The following is a 24,836-nucleotide window of genomic DNA, read 5'->3' as shown; positions in this document are numbered from 1 at the left end:
CTCAACACTGGCGGCCCCTTGCAACGAGGCCGGAGGCGCCATGCTCATCATCACCAACCGCCGCGTGAGCGGCAGCGGCAGCGACACCGCCTTCAGCGGCGCCTTCGAGCCGGCGCAGTCCCTGCTGAGCATGGCCGATGCCCGCGAGCAAGGCGGCGCATGGTCGCTGCAGGCACTCGCCAGCGAGGCCAGCGACGACGCCATCGTCAGCGCGCTGCGGCGGCGCTTCGAGGGCTCGCGCCGGGTGCTGCTGTACATCCACGGCAACAACAACACGCCGCAGCGGTGCTTCGAGCGCTGCGCGCTGCTGGGAGACATCTATGGCGTCGAGGTGATCGGCTTCTCCTGGCCATCGGAAGGCCTGCTGCCCGATGGCCACACGCTGCCGGGCGTGGCCGACACCGCGGGCAGCGAGGACGACCTCGCCGACGTGCGCGCCAGCAACCGCACCGCCGGCCCCATCGTGCAGAAGGCGCGCCGCTACCGCCAGGCCAAGAACAACGCGCAGGACTCGGTGGACGCGCTGGCGCGGCTGCTGCGGCTGATGGCCATCGCACGGCTGCAGGCGAACGCCCAGCCCTTCAGCGTGGCCGCTCACAGCCTGGGCAACCACTACCTGCAGTACACGCTGGAGATCGAGGCGGCCCGCGAGGCGCTGGGCGCGGCGCAGAACGTCGCGCTCATCGCCCCCTGCGTGCGCGCGGCGGGGCATGGCGACTGGGTGGGCCGGCTGCGGCCCAAGGGCCAGGTCTTCATCACGTACAACGAGGGCGACTCGGTGCTGCTGGGCGCCTGCATCGTCGACGGCCAGCAGGTCAAGCTGGGCACCGACCCCGGCGGCACGCTGGTGCGCAACGGCATCGTGCGCTACGTGTGCTTCACCGGCTCGCCGGTGGGCCTGGGCGGGCATGGCTACTTCGTGCACAACGGCATCGCCGACAAGACCCGCACCGCCTTCAGCCGCATGTTCGGCTCGGCGGCAGACATCCAGGCCGGCGAGTACCCGCGCCAGGTCTACATGGCCGGGTGCGATGCGGACGGCACCACCTGCTACGTGGGCGTGCCCCGGGAGTCCGACGGTGGCTGACACCGCCCGGCCCTCGCGCCCGCTGCCACGCCCGACACTTGCCGCGCTGGCCGCGCTGGCCCTGCTGGGCGCGTGCGCCACCAGCGCGCCGCCCGACGACAAGCCACCGCCCGCGCCGGCCTGCGCATCGGGCGAACGCCTGCCGGTGGGGCAGACCTGCAGCCTGCGGGTCGATTCCGCACAGCGCAACACACCGCTGCCGCTGGTGCTCGCACCGGGCGACCGCTACCGCGTCGAGCTGCCGGCCCAGCAGACCTGGCGTGACGCGGGCCGCGATCCCGTCGATCCCCGGCAGGGTGACAACGGCGCCGACAACCGGCTCATGCGCTGGTTCAGCAGCCTGAAGCGGCTGCCGACCGAGAACTACATGGTGGCGGGCCTGGCCCAGGACGGCGGGCCCCCGGTACGCATTGGCGCCCCGGGGCTGACGCTGGTGGTGGCGCAGTACGGGCCGGTGAACTTCTTCGCCAACGACGTGTGGCCCATGCACTGCAACAACAGCGGCCGCGTCTGGGTCACGGTGCGGCGGCTGGCGGCCGAACCGTGATGCGCGCGCTCAGCCGCCGTACTTGACGCTGCAGCCGTAGGGCCGGGTGCTGGCCTTCTCGACCTTCTTGCCGGCCGCCACATCGGCCAGCGCCAGCTTCACGTAGGGCTCGGCCTTGGCGATGTCGTCGGCCTTGGCGCTGGCGATGCTGTCGATGCCGCCCTTGTAGGCCAGCGTGCCGTCACCCTTGATGACGTACATGTGCGGCGTGGTCTGCGCGCCGTACAGCTTGCCCAGCGCACCCGTCGGGTCCAGCAGCGTGGCGGCGGGCGCGGCGCCGCGGTCGGTGTTGAGTTTCTTCGCGGTGGCGCCGTCCACATGGCCTTGCTGGCCGGGCGCGGACGAGATCACCTGCAGCCAGACCACGCCCTGGGCGGCGGCGTCCTTCTGCTGCGCCTGCATGTTGCCGCTGCCGTAGTGCTTCTTGACGAAGGGGCAGTCGTGGTTGGTCCACTCCAGCACCACGGTCTTGCCCTTGAAGTCGGCGAGGTTCACGGTCTTGCCGTCGGCGGTGGTGGCCGTGAAGGCCGGCGCCGGGGCGTCCACGTTGACATTGGCACCGGCCAGCAGCGGTGCAGCGAGGGCAGCGGCGATCAGGGAACGGCGAAGCAGCGTCGTCATGTCGAACTCCGGGAAGCAGGGGTGGCGGAAGAGATGGCCTCGATGACCAGGCCGGGGGTCAGGATCTGCGGCAGCACCTGCGCCTCGGCGGCGCCGGGCGCGTAGTACAGATACAGCGGCACGCCGGAGCGGCCATGCGCCTTCAGCACGGCGGTGATGGCGGGGTCTTCCCGCGTCCAGTCGCCCTTGAGGTAGGCCACGCCGCCCTGGGCGAAGGCCTGCTGCACCTCGGGGCGGGACAGCGCCACGCGCTCGTTGACCAGGCAGGAGATGCACCACGCCGCCGTCATGTTGACGAAGACCGGCTTGTTCTGCGCGCGCAGCTCAGCCAGGCGCTCGGCGCTGTAGGCCTCGTGCGTGGCCGAGGCCGCCGCGGGCGACCCCTCCACAGGGCGCAGCGCCGTTGTCAGCGCCAGCGCCAGCACGATGCCGATCACCGCAGCGGCGGTGCCCACGACCGGGGAGCCGCTGACACGGCGCCACCACAGCCCGAAGGCGATCAGCAGCAGCCCGCCCAGCGTCAGCGCCACGCCGTCCGGCCCGGCCTGCTGCGCCAGCACCCACAGCAGCCACACGACGGCGGCATACATCGGGAAGGCCAGTGCCTGCTTGAAGGTGTCCATCCACAGCCCCGGCCGCGGCAGCCAGCGCTGCGCCGCCGGCCAGAAGGCCAGCACCAGGAAGGGCAGCGCCAGGCCCAGGCCCAGCGCCAGGAACACGGCCAGCATCACCAGTGCCGGCTGGCTCAGCGCGAACGCCAGCGCGGCGCCCATGAAGGGCGCCGTGCAGGGCGTGGCCACCACGGCCGCCAGCACGCCGGTGAAAAAGCTGCCCGCCAGGCCCTGCCGGGACGCCAGGCTGGTGCCCACGCCGGTGAAGCTGCCGCCGATGTCGAACAGGCCCGACAGGTTCAGGCCGACGAGGAACAGCAGGTAGGCCACCACGCCGACGAACACCGGCGAGTGGAACTGGAAGCCCCAGCCCACCTGCTGGCCGCCGGCCCGCAGCGCGATCAGCACGGCCGCCAGCGCCGCAAAGCTCAGCAGCACGCCGGCCGTGTAGGCCAGGCCCTCGGCCTTGTGGTCGCCCTGCTTGACCAGCGCCAGCGCCTTGATGGACAGCACCGGGAACACGCAGGGCATGAGATTGAGGATCAGGCCGCCCAGCAGGGCCAGCGCCAGCGCCGGCAACAGGCCCAGGCTGCTCTCGGGGGCAGCGGCGGCCGGCGCGGGCACCTCGACCAGCGCAGCACCCGGGGCCGGGCCCTGGCCGGCGCCCTCGGGCATGGGGGCGGACACCGTCCAGGCCTGCGTGCCGGCCGCCGTTGTCAGCGTCACCACGCCGGACAGCGGCCGCCCCGGCTTGACGGGGTCTTCCCCGGCCGTGAGGTCCAGCGTCCAGCCGTCGGCCTGCGCCTTCAGCGGCTGCGGCGCGCTGTGGGTGACGGCGCCCCAGGTGTCGGCAAAGAAGTAGGCCCGCGTGACGCCGGCCGTCGGGCCGCTGAGCTGCACGCCCTGGGCCGCCGGCTTGAGCTGCACCGTGAACGGCGCCGGCTGCGGGATGGCGCGGCGCCATTCAGCGATCTGCGCCGCCTCCGCGCCGGCCTGGGCCTGCGCCTCGGCGGCGACCACCGGCAGGTCCAGGCCCAGCGTCACCTGCTCGGGGATGCAGACGTCCTTGCACACCAGCCAACGCACGTCCGCCTCCGGCTGGAAGCGGCCGCCCGCCTTGGCGTCGGCCGGCACGGTCACGTCCACCAGCAGGGCCACCCGGCCCTCGTAGCCGTAATTGACCAGGGGGCCGATGGGCTGCACGGCCGGCGTGGGCCACTGGATGGCGCCGCCCTGCGCGCCGCGCCATTCGATCGTCGTCGCCTGGCCGGAGTCGCCCGGGTTGATCCAGTAGGTGTGCCAGTGCGACTTGATGTCCTGCTCCAGCGCCACCGTGAAGCGCTGGCCCGGCGCCACCGAGGCCTGGGCGGGCACCAGCCGCGCCTTCACATGCTCGGTGGCCGCCTGGGGCGGGGCGGCCAGCGCCACCAGGGGCACGGTCAGGAGGGCGGAGAAAAACGATCGCAACAGGAAAGCCATGCGGAAATCCTAGGCCAATCCCATTGCCCTTCTGTAAAGGCCGGCTTGGACAAAGGCGTCGAACGCGGCCCACAGCGGCGAGAAGGGCTCGCCCTCCAGCAGCGTCAGCGCGTGCAGGCCGGCCTCCAGCGTCGACAGCTGGCCAGGCCGGTGCGCGCGGCGGATGGCGTAGCGGCCGGGCTGCGCCGGCAGGGCCAGGCGCGGCAGCCCGGCCAGCCAGGGGTTGGCGGCCAGCAGCCGGCGGCTCTGGCGCCAGCTGCCGTCCAGCAGCACGAGCCGGCGCACGTCAGCGGGTGCGGCAGCGGCGGTGGCCCCGTCGCCGGGGTACAGCAGCGCCGTGCCGGGGACGGCCAGTGCGGCGTCAAATACCTCGCCACGCAGCAGCTGCACCCGCTGCAGGCCCAGGGCCAGCAGCAGGGCGGTGTTCTTGGCATGGCCGGCCTCGGCCGGGTGCTGCAGGATCAGCAGCTCGGTGCGGTGCGCGAGCGGCGGCGCCGGCAGCGTGGCGCACAGGCAGGTGGACAGCGGCCGCTCACAGCGCAAGCAGCGCGGGCGGCGCGTCGTCAATGTGGCGGGGGAACGGTGGCCGGGCCTTGCGTGGACTCCGCGTCATCGGCCGGCACGGGCTGCGCGGGTGCGCTGCTGCGCCGACGCGCGCGCGACGACGGCAGGCTGAGCTGCTTGCGCCGCGCCAGCTTGCCCGCCACCCACACCCCCAGCAGCACGCCGACGATGTTCAGCGCGCCGAACAAGGGCGCCGCGTTGGACGACAGCACCAGCGTCTGCAGCGGCGCCGAGTAGGAGCGCGGCGCCGTCGCGAAGGTGAAGGCGCCGAAAATCAGCAGCGCGGCCCAGGCCAGGCCCACGCCCGACATCATCCAGGCCAGGTAGGGCCGGTGGCGCCGCCGCTCGGGGCGCAGCGTCACATAGCCCCACACGACGGCCACCACGGCCACCAGCACGGCCACCGCCACCGCCTCGCCCAGCATGACGGTCAGGCTGTTGCGCCCACCGAACTGGACGTAGAAGCTCTTCGGCAGACCGATGGAGGCGTATTGCATGGCAGCGGCGATGCAGCTGCAGTACAGCAGAGCGCCGGAAATGAACGCGGTGGAACGGCGGGCGGCTTTCATGGGCGCCCATTCTCTGCGCAGCTGCGGCCCGTGGCAGCCGGCCGACGTGCAGCACTGGACAAAACAAGGCCCGCCGTCCGGGGCCGGAGGGCGGGCTTCAGGGGAAGGTGGATGGGGGTGTGCGGCTCAGCGCTTGCGATCCAGCCGCAGCGCGCGGGCCAGCCCGCGGCGCTCGCCGCTGTAGAAGCCGGCGTCGAAGGCCTCGTGCTTGCGGCCCTTCTCGACCGACTCCTCGGCACTCCAGGCGGCGCCCATCTCGGGGGCGGGCAGGCGGCGGTGCGAATGTTCCTGACGGGTCTGCATCTTCATGGCTGTCTGGCCTGTTACCGGGCCGTCTCGCGGGGGGATATCGCGCGATTGCAGGCACAACGCCGGGTTCGGCGGCCCGGTTGACAGCCGCCACACACTTCTTTGCATCCGTGTCGACCCGACACAATGGACACCTCGAATTCCCGGAAGCGTCCCATGACCGTCCAGCTCAAGAAGTCCCTGCCTGCCAAGGCCACGCCCATCACCGTCGTCGACCGCGCCGCCTTCCAGGCCCTCGCCCCCACGCTGCCCGAGGCCACCCGCGCCTGGCTGGCCACCGTCGGCTTCGTCGGCGCGGCCGACAGCCACGCGCTGCTGCCCGGCGCCGATGGCCAGTTGGCCCAGGTGTTTGCCGGCGTCGCGCACGCCGCCCACCCGTTTGCGCTGAGCAGCCTGCCGCTGGCGCTGCCGGCCGGCGAGTACCGGCTGGACGGCGCCGGCCTGGCGCTGCAGCCCGAGGCTGCCGCCATGTCCTGGGAGCTGGGCGGCTACCGCTTCGACCTCTACAAGCCGGCCAAGCGCGAGCCGGCCACGCTGTGGCTCAAGCCGGGCCCGGACGCCGAGCGCGGCCTGGCGCTGGCCACGGCCATCGCGGCCACGCGCGACCTGGTCAACACGCCGGCCGAGCACATGGGCCCGGCCGAGCTGTCGGCGGCCGCCAAGGCGCTGGCCAAGCAGTACGGCGCCAAGTTCTCCGAGATCGTCGGCGACGCGCTGCTGAAAAAGAACTTCCCCAGCATCCACGCGGTCGGCCGTGCGAGCACGCGCTCACCTCGCCTGATCGAGATGCACTGGGGCGACCCCAAGCACCCCAAGCTGGCGTTGGTCGGCAAGGGCGTGTGCTTCGACACCGGCGGCCTGAACATCAAGCCCGGCGACAGCATGCGCCAGATGAAGAAGGACATGGGCGGCGCCGCCAACGCGCTGGCGCTGGCCGGCCTCATCATGGCCTTCAAGCTGCCGGTGCGGCTGCAACTGCTGATCCCGGCCGTCGAGAACTCGATCGCGGGCAATGCCTACCGGCCGGGCGACGTCCTCAAGACGCGCAAGGGCCTGCACATCGAGATCGGCAACACCGACGCCGAGGGCCGCGTCATCCTGTGCGACGCGCTGGCCTACGCGGCCGAGGGCAACCCCGACCTCGTCATCGACCTGGCCACGCTGACCGGCGCGGCCCGCGTGGCGCTGGGCGCCCAGCTGCCGGCGCTGTTCGCCAAGCACATGGACACGGCCCGCGACCTCGTCGACCTGGGCCTGAAGCTGGACGACCCGCTGTGGCACATGCCGCTGTGGGCGCCGTACCACGCGGGCATCGAGAGCACGCTGGGCGACATCGTCAACACGGGCAAGAGCGCGCTGGCCGGCGCCATCAACGCGGCGCTGTTCCTGGAGGACTTCCTGCCGGCGCAGCAGGACTGGCTGCACATCGACCTGTTCGCGTGGAACGACGCGCCGCGCCCCGGCCGCCCGGTGGGCGGCGAGGCGCAGACCATCCGCACGCTGCTCGCCTATCTGGAGCAGCGCTACGCGGCGGCCTGATTACTCGGCCGCGTCCTTGGGCGGCTGCGCGTCAGCCGCCGGCTCGGCCTTGGCGGCACGGGCGGCCTGCAGGGCCTGGGCCATCTGCGACTGCACCGGCTGCTCGGGCTGCTGCGGCACCGGCTTGCGGCCGGGCTGCTGCGGGCGGCCGCCTTCCGCACGCGGCGGGCGATCACCGCGCGGGGGACGGTCGCCACGCGACGCGTCGCGCCGGCCTTCCGGGCGCTGATCCGCGCGGCGCGGGCCGCGGCCTTCCGGCCGGCCACCGCCGGGGCGGCGGTCATCGCGGCGCGGGCCGTCACGCTCCTGGCGCGGCGGCGCGGGCGGGGCCTCGGCGCGCTCCTTGCGGGCCAGCTCCAGCAGACGCGGCAATTCTTCAGGCGTGGTGCCCTTGAGCACGCAGAAGTTGGTCTCGGTCAGCGTCGTGCGCTCGAAGTCCCACAACAGCTGCGCGCGGTTGCGACGCTGCTGGGCCTCCAGGCGGTGGCGCTCCTGCTCGGCGTGCTCGCGCTCCTGGCGCGCGCCCCGGCGGCGGGTCAGCTCGTCCTTGGCGGCGGTGAGGTGCTCCTCGCTGATCTCGCCGGCAGGGTTGCCGTCGAGGTCGAAACGGGTCTTGGCCTGCGTCAGCGCGATCAGGTAGCCGGTGCTGCCGGTGTGCCGGCGCAGGAAGGCGCTGAGCTGGGCCTTGCTGAACTTGCCCGGCGCGCGCTCCTGGATGTCGGCCTGGATGCGCAGCTTGACGGGCTTGGGCTTGCCGGTGAACAGCGCCGGGAACAGGGCTTTCAGCTCGGCGGTGGCGTCCACGGCCGGGGCGCTGGCGGGCGCATCAGCCGCCGCGGGCGTGGCCTCGCCGGCCACTTCCGGCGTCAGCGCTTCCTGGGCGCCAGCGGCCTCGGGAGCGGGTGCGGGCGCCTCGACAGCCGGTGCTTCGGACGGGGTGACGGGATCAGGCAGATCGGAATTCATCGCAAGGCCGACGCAGCGGCAGCAAACAGGCAAGGGGCGGGATTGTCGGCGATCAGGCCGCCCACTGCGCCATCCCCCGAAAAGCGAGCGCCTACAGGCCGCCGAAAACCTTCTTCAGCAGGGCGCTGCCGGTGCCCACCGGGTCGCGGCGGATCTTCTTCTCCTCCTCGCCGATGAGGCGGAACAGGCCGTCCAGCGCCTTGCCCGTCACGTACTGCTGGATGTTGGCCTCGTCGCTCCGCACGAGCCCCAGGCCGGAGGCCTTGCGGGCGACGGCGTTGTACTTGTCCGCCAGCGCCACACGCTCGGTGGCCCGGGTGACGATGGGCAGGAACTGCTGGCTCAGCGGCTCGCGGGTCTTGTCGGCGAAGAAGGTCGTCACGGCGTCGTCGCCGCCCTTGAGGATCTTCAGGCCGTCCTCCACGCTCATGTCCTTGACGGCCCGGGTCAGCAGCGGCTTGGCGGCAGGCACGGCGGCCTCGGCGGCGCGGTTCATCGCGGTGACCAACTCGTCGAGCTTGGCGCCCTGGCCCGTGGCCTTGAGCAGCCGGGCGGCGTCCTTCAAGGCGCCGGGCAGTTCGATCTTCACCAGCGGGTTGCCCAGGAAGCCGTCGGGCCGGCCCAGCAGCGCCACCGCCGCCTGCGCGCCCCGCTCCAGCGCCGCGCGGATGCCGGCGTTGGCGTCGCTCTCGCTGAGGGCCCACACCGGGGCGGGCAGCGCCCACCAGGCGGGCAGGACGGCAAGGGCGAAGCGGCGTTGCATGGCGATGCTCCAGAAAGCGCAGTCCGCCCATGTTGCCACTGCCGCCGTGTTGCGCTGGGTCAAGCGCCACGTCAGCCGCACTGCCTAAGCTGGCTGCAGGAGACAACACCACACCATGCTGCCCGTCTACATCAGCCACCCCGACTGCGCCCGGCACGAGATGGGGCCGGACCACCCGGAATGCCCCGAGCGGCTGGGCGCCATCGCCGACATGCTGCTCATCCAGGGCCTGCTGGACTACATGGTGCCGCACGACGCGCCGCGCGCCACCGAGGCGCAGCTGGAGCGCGCGCATTCGGCACTGCACGTGCGGCGCACGCTGGCCGCCGCGCCCACCGAGGGCTATGCGCAGGTGGACCCCGACACCCGCATGAACCGCTTCACCGTGCCCGCCGCGCTGCGGGCGGCCGGTGCCGCCGTGCTGGCCACCGACCTGGTGCTGGGTGGACAGGCGCCGTCGGCCTTCTGCGCGGTGCGCCCGCCCGGCCACCATGCGGAGCGCGACGCGGCCATGGGCTTCTGCTTCTTCAACAACACCGCCGTGGGCATACGCCACGCGCTGGACGTGCACGGCCTTGAGCGCGTCGCGCTGATCGACTTCGACGTGCACCACGGCAACGGCAGCGAGGACATCCTGGCCGGCGACGAGCGCGTGCTGATGTGCAGCATCTTCGAGACCGGCCTGTACCCGTTCAACGGGCCGGACGCACGCTCGCTGCGCGATGCCACCAACCTCGTCAACGTCGGCCTGCCACCGCGCTCGGGCAGCGAGGCCTTCCGCGCAGCCGTCACCACGCACTGGCTGCCGGCGCTGGAGGCCTTCCGCCCGGAGCTGATCTACATCAGCGCCGGCTTCGACGCGCACCGCGAGGATGACATGGGCAACCTCGGCCTCGTCGACGCCGACTACGCCTGGGTCACGCGCCAGCTGATGGACGTGGCCTGGCGCCACTGCCGCGGCCGCGTGATTTCCTGCCTCGAAGGCGGCTACGTGCTCAACCCGCTCGCCCGCAGTGCGGCTGCCCACATCAAGGTGCTGATCGGCGCCGACTAGAGTCTCCGCATGGACAACCACTTCCTGACCCCCCTGTTCACCCCCGGCTCCGTGGTCGTCTTTGCCGGCCCGCCGGACGAGCCTGAGCGCCAGACACGCCAGGCCCGCGTGCTGCGCACCGCGATGGCCGCCGCGCCAGGCCCGCACCCAGTGCAGTTCCTGCACGGCGAGACCACCGGCACGCTGGGCGAGCTGGCGCGCTCGCGCGCCGACCTGGCCGTCATCGCACTGCCCGACGACGAGATCGCCGCCGCGCTGGAGGTGGCCTGCCGCATTGCGTGCCGCTCCGCGCTCATCATCAGCGACGGCATCGAGCCCGCCCAGGCGGCGCAGCTCAAGCGCATCGCGCGCCGCGAGGGCGTGCACCTGCTGGGCCCAAACTGCCTGGGCTTCCAGCGCCCGCATCTGAATCTCAACGCCAGCGCCGCCGGGCCGCTGGCGGCCGAGGGCTCGCTGGCGCTGGTGTCGCAATCCGGCGCGCTGACCTCGGCCATGCTGGACTGGGCGCGCCAGAACGGCGTGGGCTTCAGCCAGGTCGTGTCGCTGGGGCCGAACGCCGCTGTCGACCTGGCCCAGGTGCTGGACTTCCTGGCCGCCGACGCGCGCACGCAGAGCATCGTGGTCTACCTGGAAGGCATCTCCAACTCGCGCCGCTTCATGAGCGCGCTGCGCTCGGCAGCGCACGCCAAGCCGGTCGTCGTGCTGAAGGCCGGCCGGCGTAGCGCCGGCAACGAGGCCGCGCTGACGCACAGCCGCGCCATCGTCGGCAGCGACGACGTGTTCGACGCCGCACTGCGCCGTGCGGGCGCGGTGCGCGTGCGCAGCTTCGTCGAGCTGTTCTCGGCCGCCAAATGCCTGGCCGCGCGCTACCGGCCGGTGGGCAAGCGCCTGGCCATCATCACCAATGGCGGCGGCCCCGGCGTGCTGGCAGCCGACTGGGTCAGCGAGATCGGCCTGCAGCTGGGCAAGCTGTCGCCCGACACCGCGCGCACGCTGGCCCCGCAACTGGCCGACCTGGCCTCGCTGACCGACCTGATCGACCTGTCGGCCGCGGCCACGCCCGAGCACTTCGGCGCCGCCGTGCGGGCCGCCGCGCAGGACGCGTCGGTGGACGGCCTGCTGGTGGTCTACGCACCGCAGATCGGCTCGGATGCGACCGAGATCGCGCGTGCCGTGGCCGCCGCCAAGGCCGCCACGGCCAAGCCGCTGCTGGGCTGCTGGATGGGCGACGCCTCGGTGCTGGATGCGCGCCGTGTGCTGAACGACGCGGCCATCGCCAACTTCCGCACGCCGGAAGCTGCCGTGGGCGCCTTCGGCAACATCGCGTCGTTCTACGCCAACCAGCAGCTGCTGCTGCAGACGCCGCCGCCCATGTCCACGCTGGCGCAGCCCGATGTGGAGGCCGCGCGCCTGCTGATCGAGAGCGTGCTGGCCGAACGCCGCCGCACGCTGACCGAGATGGAGAGCAAGGCGCTGCTGGCGGCCTTCCACATCCCGGTCACGCAGACCGTGCTGGCCCGCAGCGCCAACGAGGCCATGATGCTGGCCACGCAGATGGGTTTCCCCGTCGCGCTGAAGATCGACTCGCCCGACATCTCCCACAAGAGCGACGTGCAGGGCGTGGCGCTGAACATCCAGAGCGGCTCGGCCGCGCGCGACACCTACAACGAGATGGTGGCGCGCGTGAAGCGGCTGCAGCCGCAGGCGCGCATCAACGGCGTGACGGTGCAGAAGATGGCCCGCGCCCAGCGCGGCCGCGGCGGCCAGGAGGTCTGCGTGGGCCTGGTGACTGACGAGGCCTTCGGGCCCACCATCGTGTTCGGCGCGGGCGGCACCATGATCGAACTCATTGCCGACCGCGCGATGGAGCTGCCGCCGCTGAACCAGTTCCTCGCGCGCCGGCTGATCGAGCGTGCGCGGGTGTCCGAGGCGCTGATCGAGGGCCGCGCCGGTGGCCCGCCGGCCGACCTGGAGGCGCTGGAACGCGTGCTGCTGCGCGTCAGCGAAATGGTGTGCGAGTTCCCGCAGCTGCGCGAGATGGACATCAACCCGCTCATCGTCGACGAGACCGGCGCGGTGGCGGTGGACGCCCGCGTGGTGCTGCAACCGGGCCCGCAGACCGGCATGCCGCGCGCGTTCGACTACCCGCACCTGGCCATCCTGCCCTACCCGGCCCGCTTCGAGCAGGTCTGGCCGCTGGCCGGTGGCGGCGAGGTGACGGTGCGCCCGGTACGGCCCGACGACGCGCAGATGCTGCAGGATCTGGTGCGCGGCTTGAAGCCCGAGAGCCGCTACTTCCGCTTCGCCAGCGCGATCAAGGAGCTGCCGCCGGGCTTGCTCGCGCGCCTGACGCTGATCGACTACGACCGCGAGATGGCGCTGGTGGCCGTCTATTGCGAGCGCACGGCGCGCGATGACGGTGGCTTCGACGAGCGCGAGCGCATCGTCGGCGTGAGCCGCATCATCACCAACCCCGACCAGACCAGCTGCGAGTTCAGCCTGCTGGTGGCTGACGACTTCGGCGGCAAGGGCTTGGGCTCGCGGCTCATGGAAGGCATCACCGACGCCGCGCGCGAGAAGGGCCTGGCCGAGATCGAAGGCCTGGTGCTGACCAACAACGCCGACATGCTGAAGCTGATGCGCGGCCTGGGCTTCACCGTGAAGCCCTTCCCCGAGGACCCGGACTTCAAGCTGGTCACGCGCTCCTTGCAGTGAGCGCGGCGGGCGTCAGGGCAGCTGCGCCAGCCGCTCGGTCAGCAGCGCGAAGAAGCCGTCGGCGTCCGCGTGCCGCAGCACCTGGGCGTTGGCCGGCAGGCCGGTCACGGCCCACCAGTCGATGACGGTCATGCCGCGCGTGAGTTCACTCTGCGTCTCGACGCGCACATTGCAGTCGCGGCTGGTGAACAGGCCGGGCTGCAGCAGCCAGGCGATGACGCAGGGGTCGTGCAGCGGGCCGCCGTCCTGGCCGTATTTCTCTTCGTCGTAGCGCTCGAAGAACTCCATCCACGCAGCGACGACGGCGCCCACGCGGTTGGGCAGCGCGCGGATCGCGTCGATGCGCTTGGCGGTCGTCAGCACCTCGTGGGTGACGTCCAGCGGCGCCATCGTGATGGGCACGCCGCTGGTGAAGACCTCATGCGCGGCCTGCGGGTCGACGTAGATGTTGAACTCGGCTGCGGGCGTGACGTTGCCGCCCTCAAAGAAGCCGCCGCCCATCAGCACGATGCGCTTGATGCGTGAAGCAATGTCCGGTGCGCGGCGCAGCGCCAGCGCGATGTTGGTCAGCGGGCCCAGCGGGCACAGCGTGACGGTGCCGGCCTCGCGCTCACGCAGCGTCTGGATGATGAAGTCCACCGCGTGGCGCGGGTCCACGGCCAGCGTGGGCTCGGGCAGGTCCACGCCGTTGAGGCCGGTGTCGCCGTGCACATGCTCGGCCGTCACCAGCGGCACGTCCAGCGGCCGGTCCGCGCCCACGCAGACGGGCACGTCGCGCCGGCCGGCCAGCTCCAGCACCTTGCGCGCGTTCAGCGTGGTCAGGTGCAGGGGCACGTTGCCGGCCACGGTGGTCACGCCCAGCAGCTCCAGCTCGGGCGAGGCGGCGGCCAGCAGCAGGGCGACGGCGTCGTCCTGGCCGGGGTCGGTGTCGATGATGATGGGCTGGCGGGTCATGGGGCGTCGGGGGCGATGTCGAGGTCGATGGCGCCGAACAGGCTGGCGCCGTCGGCGGTCTTGAGGTCCAGGTGCAGGCTGTCGCCCGCGGCGAGTGGTAGGTCGGGCAGGTCGGGCAGGTCCAACGCGGTGCCGACCACCTGGCCGGCCCGCAACGCACGCAGCCGCGCGACGCGGGCCAGCGCGGCGCCGGGCTGGGCGTCGATGTCCTGCACCGGCTGCTTGGCGCCGTTGTGCAGCACATGCAGGCGCGCCTGCACGCGGCCGGTGCGCCAGGCCTCGCCCAGCTCGTCCGGTGTGACGGCCAGCGGCGCAGCCTGCGTGGCGATGAGTTCGTCGTCCAGCCGCCAGTCCACGGCCAGCGTCAGCAGGCGCAGCGCGTCCAGGGCCGAGGCGGTGTCGCTGGCTGCGGCCAGGTCGCCCGCGATGGCGGCCAGCGCCGCCTCGGGCCGGGCCGGCGCGCGCAACGGCTGGTGCGGGCCGGCAAACAGGCCGGCGTCGCGGCGCACGCTGCCCCCGCGCGCCACCACGGCCCAGCCGCTGGCGCGCGGCAGCGGCGCCACGCACTTGTCGGGGTCGAACGGAAAGGCGTGGCGCAGCTTGCCGTGGTTGAGCTGCACGGCCAGGTCTTCCAGCTGCGGGGCGATGAAGCCCCAGTCGTCGAGCACCTGCTGCAGGCGGGTGGCGATGCCGGTGGCGTAGTGGGCCTGGGACAGGTCGCGCGACACGACGACGAGGTGGCCGTCGCGCGAGCCGTCGGCGTAGCTGGCGAGTTTCATGGGGGATCTTGGAAGCAGTGGCAGCATTGTGCGATGCGCGCTCGCCCCACCCTGCCCCGCGCCGCCTGGCTGATGCTGGCGGCCAGCGTGCTCGCGCATGTGGCGCTGCTGGGCGGCCCGTCCGAGCGCCCGGCGCAGGAAGCGCCCGCCCGCGCGGTGAGCATCGCTGTGCGGCCGCCCGCGGTGCTGCCGGTCGCGCTGCCCGAGCCCGCCGCGCCGGTGCCGCCCGCCACCGCGCGCCCTGCCCAAGCGTCGACACCGTCCCGCGCGGAGCCGCCGCCCCCGCCGACACCGCTGGCCGACACCCACGGGCCGCTGCTGCAACTGGCCGGTCCGGCCTCCTGGCGCTACCGGCTGCGCCAGGGCGGCCAGGACGGCGAGGCGCAGCTGGACTGGCGGCCCGAGGCCGACGGCCGCTACAGCCTGCGCCTGACCCGCCGCATCGGCGAGCGCGCCCTGCCCGCGCTGGAAAGCCTGGGCCGCACCGGCGCGGCCGGCCTGGCGCCGGAACGCTTTGCGCTGCAGCGCGGCGGGCGCGACCGGCAGGCCGTCAACTTCGACCTCGATGACCAGCGCATCAGCTTCTCGGCCAGCACGGCCAACCACGAGATGCCAGCGGGCGCGCAGGACCGGCTGTCCTGGTGGCTGCAGCTGGCCGCCCTGGTGCAGGCCGCGCCGACGCCGGGCGGGCGCTGGCGAGTCTGGGTGGCCGGGCTGCGTGGCGAGCTGCGCGAGTGGGTGTTCGAGGCCCAGGACAGCGAGCCCGAGGCCGCCGGCCTGCTGCATCTGCGGCGCCTGCGCCTGGGCGAACACGACCCCGGCATCGAGCTGTGGCTGGACCCGGCGCGTGGCTACTGGCCCGCGCGGCTGCGCCAAGGCGACCCCGAGACACGGGGTTACGAAATCGTGCTCATCGACGTGAACTCCTGACGCTTCGCTACACCTTGTCAAGCGAGGGGATGCCGCGAACAGGCGCCCCTTCTGCCAGTATCTGTGCCAGCAAGGCTTGAAAAGCCCCGACCCACCCGCAGTTGAAGCCCCAAGGAGAACACCATGCACATGCTCTACAACTCCGACAGCTTCATCGTCGTCCAGTTCGACGTGCCTCTGACGGAAGCCGAGACCGACCCAGGCCGGCAGCTCAACCGCGGCGGCTTCGAGATCGTCGACAAGTTCGCCCGCCGCGAGATCTTCATCGAGGGTGCGCTGGCCGAGTCCTTCCAGCAAGGCGTGCAGGCGCTGATGGGCGACCGCCAGCCGTCCGAGGACGAACTCGACGATTTCATCGAGCGCTACGCCAGCATGGGCCAGCAGCCGGTGGTCATGCACTGACGCGCGCCAGGCGCCCTTCTTGTCCAAGCGCGACCCGCCCGTTGGCGGGTCGCGCTTTTTTCATGCCTGAACGGTGAGCTGGCAATGCAGCACGATCTGCACGCACATCCCTCGTTCGTCGTGCAATGCCCCCGACAAGCGCGCAAGAAGTCGCACTGAGGCGCCGCGAAGCCTGATACAAGATGGCCCACACCGGCCGCTGCAGGCCGCGCAAGGAGTCCACCGATGGTCAAGCGAGTCGCCGCAGAGACAGCCCCCCGGGCCTCCGCCGCCCGCGTGCTGCCATCCCCCGGCCTGGACAGCGCGCCGGTGCTGGACCGCATGTGCTCGCAGTTCGTGCTGACGCTGACGGTCAAGCATGCCGGCCGCTTCAACCTGCGCCGCGACTTCAACGGCCTGCTGTCCTTCACCGGCCGCCACCTCGTCTGGCCCACCCGGGTGCTGCAACGACTGCGCGGCTACCTGGCGCAGCGCTGCGCCGGCAACGAGCTGTGGCGCGGGCATGACGCGCTCTCCGATGAAGCCTTCCTCGACCGCTTCGGCCAATGGAGCGGCCCGTTCTCCGAAGGCACGCTGTTCTTCTACCTCGACGAATACGTCAAGGACGCCCCCAAGGACATGATGGCCCTGCTGGCCACCACCTGCGAGCACCTGGACCGCCAGCTCAAGCGCGAGTCCACGCTGGTGGAGAAGAACATCGATGCCTTGGGCCAGCTGCTGCAGCTGAACCCGGCCGAGCGCGCCATCCTGCTGTACGGCACGCTGGCGCGCTACCAGCGCGAGCTGCGCGGCGCGCTGGTGGAGTTCAAGGTCAACACGGCCCAGGAAGCCTTCGCGGCCATCGCGGCGGTGGCCGGCGTGGACGAGCGCGAGGTGGCCGAGGCGCTGCGCGCCGGCTCGCGGCTCGAACGCATCGGCATGGTGGAGAACCTGATCTCCGAGCACAACATCACCGACCTGGCCGACCTGATGAAGGTCAGCGACCAACTCCCGCCGGTGCTGATGCGCGAATACCAGGGCCCGCACGACCTGATGGCCGTGTTCACGCGGCCGGCGGCCAAGAGCCCGCTGGCGGAGAACGACTTCCAGTTCGTCAGCGAAGACCTCGCCCTGCTGCAAGGCCTGCTGCGCCGGGCGGTGGCCACGCATGCCACCGGCGTCAACGTGCTGCTGTACGGCCCGCCGGGCACCGGCAAGACTGAGCTGGCCAAGGTGGCCGCCGCCGCGGCCGGCCTCGATCTCTACGAAGTCGAGTACGCCGACCGCGACGGCAATTCGCTGTCCGGCCGCGACCGCTACCGCTCGCTGCAGATCAGCCAGGTGTTCCTGAAGGCCAGCGCCAACGTGGCGCTGCTGTTCGACGAGGTGGAGGACGTGTTCCCGCCGCTGTCCAGCGACACGGCTTCGCTGCTGAGCCGGCTGGATGCCAGCGCCGAGGGCGGCGTGGGCAACTCCGTCAGCGGCAAGGCCTGGGTCAACCAGATCCTGGAAACCAACCCGGTGCCGGTCATCTGGGTCACCAACCGCATCGAGCAGATCGACCCGGCTTTCCGGCGCCGCTTCCAGTACCACCTGGAGCTGAAGTCGCCACCGCCCGGCGCGCGTCGCGGCCTGGTGGCGCGAGCGCTGGGCGACGTAGCCGTCAGCGAGGGCTTCGTTGCCAAGCTGGCCGAGCGGCCCGGCCTGACACCGGCGCAGATCCGCACCGCCGTGCGCTTCGCCCAGCTGGCGGGCGACGCAGGCGACGCCGAGAAGCTCATCGAGCGGCAGCTGCTGAACGCCGACAAGGCACTGGGCCGCGACGATGGCGCCAGCCTCACGCGCCCCTGCGTCACGCAATACACGCTGGACCTGCTGAACTGCGAAAGCCGCTTCGAGATCCCGCGCATCGTCGAGGCGCTGCGCAACAAGGGCCGGGGCCAGCTGTGCTTCTACGGCCCGCCCGGCACCGGCAAGACGGCACTGGCCGAGCACATCGCGCAGGCGCTGGGTCGGCCACTGATGGTCAAGCGCGCCAGCGACATCGCCAGCAAGTTCGTCGGCGAGACCGAGCAGAACATGGCCCGTATGTTCGAGACGGCACAGACCGAAGGGGCCGTGCTGCTGCTGGACGAGGCCGACAGCTTCCTGCGCAGCCGCAAGCATGCCGAGCGCAACTACGAGGTGTCCGAGGTCAACGAGATGCTGGCCGGCATGGAGCGCTTCAACGGCCTGTTCATCTGCACGACCAACCTGTTCGACGACCTCGACGAGGCCGCGCTGCGGCGCTTCGCCTTCAAGATCCGCTTCAAGGCGCTGAAGCCCGAACAGCGGCTGACGATGTTCGAGCGCGAGGCCGGCGCGGCGCCCACCGGCGAGCAGCGCTCACGGCTCACGGCGATGGACTGCCTGGCGCATGGCGACTTCGCCGCCGTGCGGCATCAGGTCGAGATCCTCGGCGAGGCCTTCACGCCGGACGAGTTCCTGGCGCAGCTGGAGGCGGAGCATCGGGCCAAGCCCGAGGTGCGCGAGCGGCGGGGCATCGGCTTCAGAGCGGCTTGAAGTAGTAGCTTGTCGAGCACGGCAGCCCGTCGGGCATCAACGCGTAGTTCGGAATGTCACCGGCCTTGTGCCACCCCAACCGCTCATAAAGCCGCGACGCGTCGCTGCCCGTGACGGTGTCCAGCACCAGCGTCGTCTTGCCCAGCTCGCACGCCTTGGCCTCCAGCGCCTTCAGCAGGCGCTCGGCCACGCCCTGCCGGCGCGCGCGGCGGTGCACCAGCATCTTGGAGACATCGGCGCGGTGCGGCTGGTTGTCGGGCATGTCGATGACCAGCGACACCGTGCCCCAGATCCGGCCAGCCTCGTCCTCGGCGACGAACAGGTGGCGCTCGCCCGCCGCGACGCCTGCGGCCACGCGGCGCCAGAAGGCTTCCGGCCGCCCCTCGGCCAGCGGCAGCATGAAGCCCACCGACGCGCCGCCCTCCACGCAGTCGCGCAGCACCTCGGCCAGTTCAGCCACGCGGGCCAGCGCCTCGGCGCCGTCGATTTCACGGATGGTCATGGCCGGGCTCCGGTCAGGGCGACGAGGTAACGGGCCGGCTGCGCGCCGGGGTTGAAGAAGCGGATGGGCGCGTTCAGCTGCACCGCCAGGCAGTCGCCGGCGGCCAGTTGCCACTGCGTATCGCCGTGGGTGATGTCCATGGCGCCGTCGATCATCCAGATCAGCTGATGGATGTCGCTGTCGCGCTCAGCCGTTTCAAAGGCGACGCGCTGGCCCGGCGGGAAGACGACGTCCACCAGCTGCAGTGGCGACACGCCCGGCGGCGACACGTTGCGGCGCAGATAGCCCGAGGCCGGGTCCTGCCAGACGGGCTGGTCGGCCACGCGGGCCAGCGGCGACGGCGCGGCCGGCGCCTCGCCGGCCTCGAACAGCGACGCGACGCTGACACCCAGCGCCGACGACAGCTTGTCCAGCACGACGGCCGTGGGGCTGCTCTGGCCGCGCTCGATCAGCGAGATGTTGGAACGGCTGACGCCGCTCTTGTGGGCCAGCGCGTCCAGCGACAGGCCGGCGGCCGCGCGCAACTCGCGCAGGCGGCGAGCGATGAGTTCGGAGATGCCTTCGTTCATTCCTCCAGCATACTGGAATTTGCATTCCATCAAACTGGAATGGCACGCTGCACGGCACGACGCCAGGCCGGGTCCGGCCACCGGCGGTCCAGACGCCAGGCGGCGTGGGTGAGCTTGATGACGTGCGCGTCGTCCTGCTCGCAGGCGGCGGTGATCAGCACTGGCCAGGGACGGCAGGGCAGCTCATCCAGCCCGTATGACGGCGCCGCGCCGCTGGCGAGCAGCCCGGCTGCGGCGGCGACGCTGAAGCCGCGCGGCAGCTCGGGCGAGGGCCACGCCGGCTGCAGCACGGTCATCGCGTGGCAGGCGGTCAGCAGGTGCAGCACGGTGAAGTTGCCGGTGGCCGCATAGGTGCGCGCAGCCAGCAGCGCGAGGTCACGCAGCGTGCCGGGCCCGTGCTGCAACCGTCCGGCGATGGATGCGAAGCCGGCCGTGCCGCCCGCGGCCTGCATGCGGTCGCTGATGAAGCTGCCGGCCGGGTAAGCCGGGCGGGGCAGCGACGTCAGCGCCCGCAGCCAGTCGGCCAGCGCCAGCGGCGCGCCGTCGGCCGTGGGCAGCGCCATGGCGTTCGATGCCCAATGCGCCAGGCCCGCAGCCAGTTCGCCGTCGTGCCCGGCCAGCACGGCGTGGCCCGTACGGATCAGGCCGTGGAAGGCGATCGCCCCGGCGCCCGGCAGCAGCAGCGGCAAGGCCTCGCGCAGCGCGGCAGGTGAGCCGAGCTTGGTGATACGGCCGGCGAAATGCGCGCGCCAGGCAACGTCGCTGTCCGGACGGCCAAGGTCACGCGCGACATCGACGGGCGACGGCCGCGCGGGATCACGCGGCTCGAGATGCGTCTCCTCCGCCTCGGTGAAGGCCTGCAGCCGCTCGGCCGAGGCGCCCAGATCCAGCAAGGCCTGCTGGGCCATCGGCAGGTGGTTGCTCATGCGGCCACGGTAGGTGGCGGACCAGGCCTGGCCGGCCTCGAGCAGGTGGTGCAGCTGGGCCGGCGTGGCGGGCGCGGCAGCGGGGGTCATCAACATGGCAACTCCAATCGTGGGAACATGGCCGCCATGATCGAAGTTGAAGTTAACTTGAAGTCAAGCAGCGATGCCGGGCCGGCTGCGGGCGCGCCGCTGACCATCAGCCAGCTGGCCCGGCGCGCCGGGGTGGCGGCCAGCGCCCTGCGCTTCTACGAGGCCGAGGGCCTGCTGGCCGGTAGCCGCACGCCCGGCGGCCACCGCCAGTACCCGCGCCATGTGCTGCGCCGCGTGGCCTTCATCCGCGCGGCACAGGCCGTGGGGCTGAGCTTGCCGCAGATCAAGGCGGCGCTGGCCACACTGCCCGACAGTCGGACACCGACCAAGGCCGACTGGGCGCGCCTGTCTGCCAGCTGGGCGCCGCTGCTGGATGCCCGCATCGCCGCGCTGCAACAGCTGCGCGAGCGACTCACCGGCTGCATCGGCTGCGGCTGCCTGTCGCTGAAGGCCTGCGCGCTCTACAACCCGCAGGACGAGGCCGGCGCGAGCGGCGTGGGCGCGAGGCTTCTGCGCATAGAAACCGAGCGTTGACCCTTGCGCGACTGCCGCTTCTCAGTTCCCGGCGAAAATGTCGGGTTAACCCGTCACCCGAACCTCAGCGAGCGCCCATGAGTGCCTTCCACGAAGAGACCGTCCTGACCGTCCATCACTGGACCGACCGCCTGTTCAGCTTCACGACCACGCGCGACCAGGCGCTGCGTTTCTCCAACGGCCACTTCACGATGATCGGCCTGACCGGCGACAACGGGAAGCCGCTGCTGCGCGCCTACTCCATCGTCAGCGCCAACTACGAGGAGAACCTCGAGTTCCTGAGCATCAAGGTGCCGGATGGCCCGCTGACCTCCAAGCTGCAGCACATCAAGCCGGGCGACAAGATCATCGTCGGCCGCAAGCCCACGGGCACGCTGCTGATCGACTACCTGCTGCCAGGCAAGAACCTGTACCTGCTGGGCAGCGGCACGGGCCTGGCGCCGTTCATCAGCATCGTGCGCGACCCGGAAACGTACGAGCGCTTCGAGAAGGTCATCATCGTGCACGGCGTGCGCGAGGTGGCCGAGCTGGCCTACCACGACCACCTCACCGTGGACCTGCCCAAGCACGAGTTCCTCGGCGAGTACGCCAGCCACCAGCTGATGTACTACCCGACCGTGACGCGTGAGTCCTACAAGAACATGGGCCGCATCACCGACCTGATCCAGACCGGCAAGCTGCAGGCCGACCTGGGCCTGCCGCCGCTGGACCCGGAGAACGACCGCATCATGCTGTGCGGCAGCCCGGCGCTGCTGAAGGACATGCAGACCATGCTGGAAGTGCGCGGCTTCAAGGAAGGCAGCACGACGACGCCGGGCGACTACGTCATCGAGCGCGCATTCGTCGAGAAGTGAGCTCCGCCGCTGCCGCGGGAGCGGCAGCGCTGCAAGCGCGTCCCGCATGAGGGACGCTCAGGCCCGGCCTCAGGTGATTCCTGCCCTGGCCTGACTTTTGGCTGTACCCCGGGAGGGGGCACACTCCGCACCTGTCCACATGGCAGGAGGCGAGACAAGCCCGATGAACACCCCCAAGCGCATCGCCGGCACGCTGGTCGTGCTGGCCTTGTTCGGCAGCGCACTGTTCTGGGCGCTGCGCAACAACCAGCAGACCCAGGCGCTCGAGCACGAGCAGACCGTCATCGCGCAGACCGCGCCGCTCAAGGGCCTGGTGACCGTGGAGATGGACCCGTTCTTCAAGGACGAGCGGGTGGCCCGCCTGCTGGCGGCCGAGCGCCTGCCGGTGCAGGCCCAGCGCGTGGGCAGCCGCGACATGGCGGGCAAGCTGGCCGAGGCGCCGGACTTCTTCTTCGCCAGCGGCGTGGTGGCCGCCAACATGATCCTGGACGCCGCGCGCAAGGCCAACAAGCCGGCCACGCAGAGCTCCCCCTTCCACACGCCGCTGGTGGTGGCGTCCTGGGAGCCGGTGGCCAGGATCCTCGTCGCCAACCGCATGGCCCAGCCCATGGCGCCCAAGGTCTACGGCCTGGACATGGAGAAGCTGACCGAGGCCATGCTGGCCAAGAAGCGCTGGCGTGACCTGAAGGACAGCGGCGACTACGCCGTGTCGCGCAGCGTGCTGGTGTCGACGACAGACATCCGCCGCAGCAACTCGGCGGCGATGTACCTGGCGCTGACCTCGCAGGCGCTCAATGGCGAGGTCGTCAGCGACCGCGCGCGCGGCAACGAGCTGGCGCTGACGCTGGCCGAGCTGTTCAAGCGCCAGGGCTTCCAGGAGAACTACGTCAACGGCGCCTTCGATGACTACCTGTCCATCGGCATGGGCAAGACGCCGCTGGCCTTCATCTACGAGAGCCAGATGCTGGCCCAGGCGCAGAAGGCCGGCGGCGGGCTGCGGCCGGAGATGGTGCTGATGTACCCGCAGCCCACCATCGTCAACAAGCTGGTCATCGTGGCCATGAACGAGCGCGGCCGCAAGCTGGCCGAGCTGCTGGCCACGAACAAGGCGCTGCAGGCCATTGCGCTGGAGCTGGGCTTTCGCACCGGCGACCCGGCCGCATTTGCCGCCACGGCCCAGCAGGCCGGCCTGGCCGTGGACACGCAGCTGCGCCAGGTGGTGGACCCGCCGGGCTTCGACCTGATGTTCGAGATGATCGACACCGTGAGCCGGGAGATGAACCAATGATGCGACGCCTCGCCCTCGTGCTGCTGGCCGCCGCCGCGCTCACCGCCTGCAGCAGGCGTGACGAGCCGGCGCCCCCCGCCGCAGCGCCTGCCGCCCCGAAGACGACGCTGCAGGTGCTGGCCACCAGCGACCTCAAGGACCTGGAGCCGCTGGCCGCGCAGATCGAGGCGGCCACCGGCGTGGCCGTGCATTTCCGCTTCGGCGGCACGATGGAGAGCACGCAGGAGGTGCTGAGCGGATCGACCGCCGACGCCGCCTGGTTCGCCAACGCCAAGTACCTGCTCAGCGACGCCGCCGGCCAAGGGCGCGTGAAGCTGCAGGAAAAGATCATGCTGTCGCCCATCGCGGTGGGCGTCAGCGAAAGCGACGCGGCGCGCTTCGGCTGGAACAAGCCCGACGCCAAGCTGACCTGGGCTGACATCACCAAGGCCGCCAAGCGCGGCGAGCTGCGCTACGCACTGAGCAACCCGGCCACCAGCAACCAGGGCTTCATGGCGCTGCTGGGCGTGGTGGCGGCTGCCGGTGGCAAGGGCGAGGCGCTGACCGCCGCGGACGTGGACCGCCAGGCGATTGCCGACTTCCTGACCGGCTACAAGATCGTGGGCGACAACTCCACGTATCTCGCCGAGCAGTTCACCAGGCAGCAGGGCACGCGCGCCAACGCCTTCATCAACTACGAGAGCTGGCTGCTCAGCCTGAACGCCAGCGGCAAGCTGCGCGAGAAGCTGCACCTGATCTACCCGTTCGAAGGCGTGTCGACAGCCGACTACCCGTTCATGCTGCTGAACGACGCCAAACGCGCCGACTACCTGAAGGTCGTCGAGTACCTCAAGGGCGACACGGCCCAGCTGTGGCTGGCACGCCAGACACTGCGCCGGCCGATGAAGGCCGAGCTGGCCGCGCAGGTCGCCGACCTGCTGCCCGCGCGCGGCTTCCAGGTGGAGCTGCCGTTCTCGCCCGACCGCCAGCTGGCCGACGGCCTCATTGACGCCTACTTGAACGAGTTCCGCAAGCCCATCGCCAGCACCTTCGTGCTGGACACCAGCGGCAGCATGCAGGGCCAGCGGCGCGAGCAGCTCGTCGAAGCGATTCACTACCTGGCTGGCGCCGACGTGTCGCTGACCGGCCGCGTTGCCAAGCTGACCAACCGCGAGAAGCTGTGGTTCCTGCCCTTCAGCGACCGGCCGCGCGAGCCGGTGCTGTTCGAGATCCCGGCCGGCACGCGGGTCGCCAAGGGTGTGGCGCCGCAGGCCGACACCGACGCCAAGAAAGCCGAGCTGCAACGAGTGCGTGACAGCGCCGACAGCCTGCGCATGGCCGGCGGCACGGCGCTGTACGACTCGGTGCTGGCCGCGCTCAACCACATGCTGGAGCAGCGCAAGCTCAACCCCGACTATCAGTACTCGGTGGTCGCCTTCACCGACGGCAAGAACACCGTGGGCCGCAACCTCGATGCATTCAAGCAGGCTTACGAGCAACTGCCCGAGGACGTGCGCGGCATCCCCGTCTTCATGGTGCTGTACGGCGACGCCGCCGAGGGCGACCTGAAGCAGCTGGTGTCCATCACCGGCGGCCGCGTGTTCGACGCGCGCAAGACGCCGCTCTACGCGGTGTTCAAAGACATTCGCAGCTACCAATGAGCG

General features: G+C 71.4%; 24 protein-coding genes. 12 read left to right on the top strand and 12 right to left on the bottom strand.

Annotated elements, in window-relative coordinates; all coding sequences use genetic code 11:
• Positions 1–40: 40 nt before the first annotated feature.
• Both NYO99_RS14380 and NYO99_RS14375 read left to right on the top strand, forming a co-directional pair.
• Positions 41–1,087, top strand: coding sequence for an alpha/beta hydrolase (locus NYO99_RS14380; protein ID WP_268167914.1), 1,047 nt, complete (start codon positions 41–43; stop codon positions 1,085–1,087).
• Positions 1,080–1,634: a hypothetical protein gene (locus NYO99_RS14375; protein WP_268167913.1), complete on the top strand. Its 555-nt coding sequence runs from the start codon at positions 1,080–1,082 to the stop codon at positions 1,632–1,634. The genes NYO99_RS14380 and NYO99_RS14375 overlap by 8 nt, the downstream gene beginning before the upstream one ends.
• A 9-nt stretch (positions 1,635–1,643) precedes the next feature.
• On the opposite strand, the gene NYO99_RS14370 is transcribed toward NYO99_RS14375, so the two are convergent.
• The 5 genes from NYO99_RS14370 to NYO99_RS14350 form a co-directional block, all read right to left on the bottom strand.
• Positions 1,644–2,255, bottom strand: coding sequence for a redoxin domain-containing protein (locus NYO99_RS14370; RefSeq protein ID WP_268167912.1), 612 nt, complete (start codon positions 2,253–2,255; stop codon positions 1,644–1,646).
• Entirely contained in the window at positions 2,252–4,345 is a 2,094-nt protein-coding gene (locus NYO99_RS14365) for a protein-disulfide reductase DsbD family protein (protein ID WP_268167911.1), read from the bottom strand. The genes NYO99_RS14370 and NYO99_RS14365 overlap by 4 nt, the downstream gene beginning before the upstream one ends.
• Positions 4,346–4,354: 9 nt before the next feature.
• Positions 4,355–4,912, bottom strand: coding sequence for a tRNA-uridine aminocarboxypropyltransferase (locus NYO99_RS14360; RefSeq protein ID WP_268167910.1), 558 nt, complete (start codon positions 4,910–4,912; stop codon positions 4,355–4,357).
• Positions 4,909–5,478 (bottom strand): hypothetical protein, encoded by a 570-nt coding sequence (locus NYO99_RS14355; RefSeq protein ID WP_268167909.1) that lies wholly within the window; start codon positions 5,476–5,478, stop codon positions 4,909–4,911. Before NYO99_RS14355 ends, NYO99_RS14360 begins: the two co-directional genes overlap by 4 nt.
• A 126-nt stretch (positions 5,479–5,604) precedes the next feature.
• Entirely contained in the window at positions 5,605–5,787 is a 183-nt protein-coding gene (locus NYO99_RS14350; protein WP_268167908.1) for a hypothetical protein, read from the bottom strand.
• A 156-nt stretch (positions 5,788–5,943) separates the two neighbouring features.
• Between NYO99_RS14350 and NYO99_RS14345 the strand changes: the two genes are divergently transcribed.
• Entirely contained in the window at positions 5,944–7,326 is a 1,383-nt protein-coding gene (locus tag NYO99_RS14345; protein ID WP_268167907.1) for a leucyl aminopeptidase family protein, read from the top strand.
• Here the strand turns inward: NYO99_RS14345 and NYO99_RS14340 are convergent, their stop codons facing one another.
• Together NYO99_RS14340 and NYO99_RS14335 are read right to left on the bottom strand one after the other, a co-directional pair.
• Complete coding sequence (locus NYO99_RS14340) at positions 7,327–8,292, bottom strand: ProQ/FinO family protein (protein ID WP_268167906.1); 966 nt, start codon at positions 8,290–8,292, stop codon at positions 7,327–7,329.
• A 91-nt stretch (positions 8,293–8,383) separates the two neighbouring features.
• A complete protein-coding gene (locus NYO99_RS14335; protein ID WP_268167905.1) occupies positions 8,384–9,055 on the bottom strand; it encodes a DUF4197 domain-containing protein in 672 nt (223 codons plus the stop codon).
• Between the two features lie 115 nt (positions 9,056–9,170).
• On the opposite strand from NYO99_RS14335, the gene NYO99_RS14330 reads away from it, so the two are divergent.
• On the top strand, positions 9,171–10,109 hold the full coding sequence (locus NYO99_RS14330) for a histone deacetylase family protein (protein ID WP_268167904.1): 939 nt from the start codon (positions 9,171–9,173) through the stop codon (positions 10,107–10,109).
• A gap of 9 nt (positions 10,110–10,118) precedes the next feature.
• Positions 10,119–12,824, top strand: a complete 2,706-nt coding sequence (locus NYO99_RS14325) for a bifunctional acetate--CoA ligase family protein/GNAT family N-acetyltransferase (RefSeq protein ID WP_268167903.1) — start codon at positions 10,119–10,121, stop codon at positions 12,822–12,824.
• A gap of 12 nt (positions 12,825–12,836) precedes the next feature.
• Here NYO99_RS14325 and NYO99_RS14320 read toward each other — a convergent pair whose 3' ends face one another.
• Together NYO99_RS14320 and NYO99_RS14315 are read right to left on the bottom strand one after the other, a co-directional pair.
• Positions 12,837–13,778, bottom strand: coding sequence for a nucleoside hydrolase (locus tag NYO99_RS14320; RefSeq protein ID WP_268167902.1), 942 nt, complete (start codon positions 13,776–13,778; stop codon positions 12,837–12,839).
• A complete protein-coding gene (locus NYO99_RS14315) occupies positions 13,775–14,557 on the bottom strand; it encodes a fumarylacetoacetate hydrolase (RefSeq protein WP_268167901.1) in 783 nt (260 codons plus the stop codon). Before NYO99_RS14315 ends, NYO99_RS14320 begins: the two co-directional genes overlap by 4 nt.
• A 33-nt stretch (positions 14,558–14,590) precedes the next feature.
• Here NYO99_RS14315 and NYO99_RS14310 point away from each other — a divergent pair, with 33 nt between their 5' ends.
• The 3 genes from NYO99_RS14310 to NYO99_RS14300 all read left to right on the top strand — a co-directional run bounded on the left by NYO99_RS14310 (position 14,591) and on the right by NYO99_RS14300 (position 18,430).
• Positions 14,591–15,487 (top strand): hypothetical protein, encoded by an 897-nt coding sequence (locus tag NYO99_RS14310; protein WP_268167900.1) that lies wholly within the window; start codon positions 14,591–14,593, stop codon positions 15,485–15,487.
• Positions 15,488–15,610: 123 nt separating this feature from the next.
• Positions 15,611–15,889, top strand: coding sequence for a BTH_I0359 family protein (locus NYO99_RS14305; protein ID WP_268167899.1), 279 nt, complete (start codon positions 15,611–15,613; stop codon positions 15,887–15,889).
• A 225-nt stretch (positions 15,890–16,114) separates the two neighbouring features.
• Entirely contained in the window at positions 16,115–18,430 is a 2,316-nt protein-coding gene (locus NYO99_RS14300; RefSeq protein ID WP_268167898.1) for an ATP-binding protein, read from the top strand.
• On the opposite strand, the gene NYO99_RS14295 is transcribed toward NYO99_RS14300, so the two are convergent.
• From NYO99_RS14295 to NYO99_RS14285, 3 genes are read right to left on the bottom strand one after another with little or no spacing between them, the layout of a single operon-like run.
• On the bottom strand, positions 18,417–18,932 hold the full coding sequence (locus NYO99_RS14295; RefSeq protein WP_268167897.1) for a GNAT family N-acetyltransferase: 516 nt from the start codon (positions 18,930–18,932) through the stop codon (positions 18,417–18,419). The two genes, NYO99_RS14300 and NYO99_RS14295, sit on opposite strands and share 14 nt — an antisense overlap.
• The gene (locus NYO99_RS14290) at positions 18,929–19,501 is read right to left on the bottom strand and encodes a helix-turn-helix domain-containing protein (RefSeq protein ID WP_268167896.1); all 573 of its coding nucleotides are present in this window, start codon (positions 19,499–19,501) and stop codon (positions 18,929–18,931) included. The genes NYO99_RS14295 and NYO99_RS14290 overlap by 4 nt, the downstream gene beginning before the upstream one ends.
• A 29-nt stretch (positions 19,502–19,530) precedes the next feature.
• Positions 19,531–20,523 (bottom strand): questin oxidase family protein, encoded by a 993-nt coding sequence (locus tag NYO99_RS14285; RefSeq protein WP_268167895.1) that lies wholly within the window; start codon positions 20,521–20,523, stop codon positions 19,531–19,533.
• A gap of 51 nt (positions 20,524–20,574) precedes the next feature.
• On the opposite strand from NYO99_RS14285, the gene soxR reads away from it, so the two are divergent.
• The 4 genes from soxR (at position 20,575) to NYO99_RS14265 (ending at position 24,833) form a co-directional block, all read left to right on the top strand.
• Positions 20,575–21,051 (top strand): redox-sensitive transcriptional activator SoxR, encoded by a 477-nt coding sequence (soxR, locus tag NYO99_RS14280; protein ID WP_268167894.1) that lies wholly within the window; start codon positions 20,575–20,577, stop codon positions 21,049–21,051.
• Positions 21,052–21,128: 77 nt separating this feature from the next.
• Positions 21,129–21,905: a ferredoxin--NADP reductase gene (locus tag NYO99_RS14275; protein ID WP_268167892.1), complete on the top strand. Its 777-nt coding sequence runs from the start codon at positions 21,129–21,131 to the stop codon at positions 21,903–21,905.
• Positions 21,906–22,068: 163 nt separating this feature from the next.
• Positions 22,069–23,193, top strand: a complete 1,125-nt coding sequence (locus tag NYO99_RS14270; protein ID WP_268167891.1) for a hypothetical protein — start codon at positions 22,069–22,071, stop codon at positions 23,191–23,193.
• A complete protein-coding gene (locus tag NYO99_RS14265; protein WP_268167890.1) occupies positions 23,193–24,833 on the top strand; it encodes a substrate-binding and vWA domain-containing protein in 1,641 nt (546 codons plus the stop codon). Before NYO99_RS14270 ends, NYO99_RS14265 begins: the two co-directional genes overlap by 1 nt.
• Positions 24,834–24,836: the final 3 nt, after the last annotated feature.

Origin of the sequence: Roseateles hydrophilus, assembly GCF_026712245.1 — a bacterium.
Taxonomy (GTDB): Bacteria; Pseudomonadota; Gammaproteobacteria; order Burkholderiales; family Burkholderiaceae_C; genus Pelomonas; species Pelomonas hydrophilus.
The sequence above is the reverse complement of the archived record's forward strand: the minus strand, read 5'-3'. Positions and strand labels throughout refer to the sequence as shown.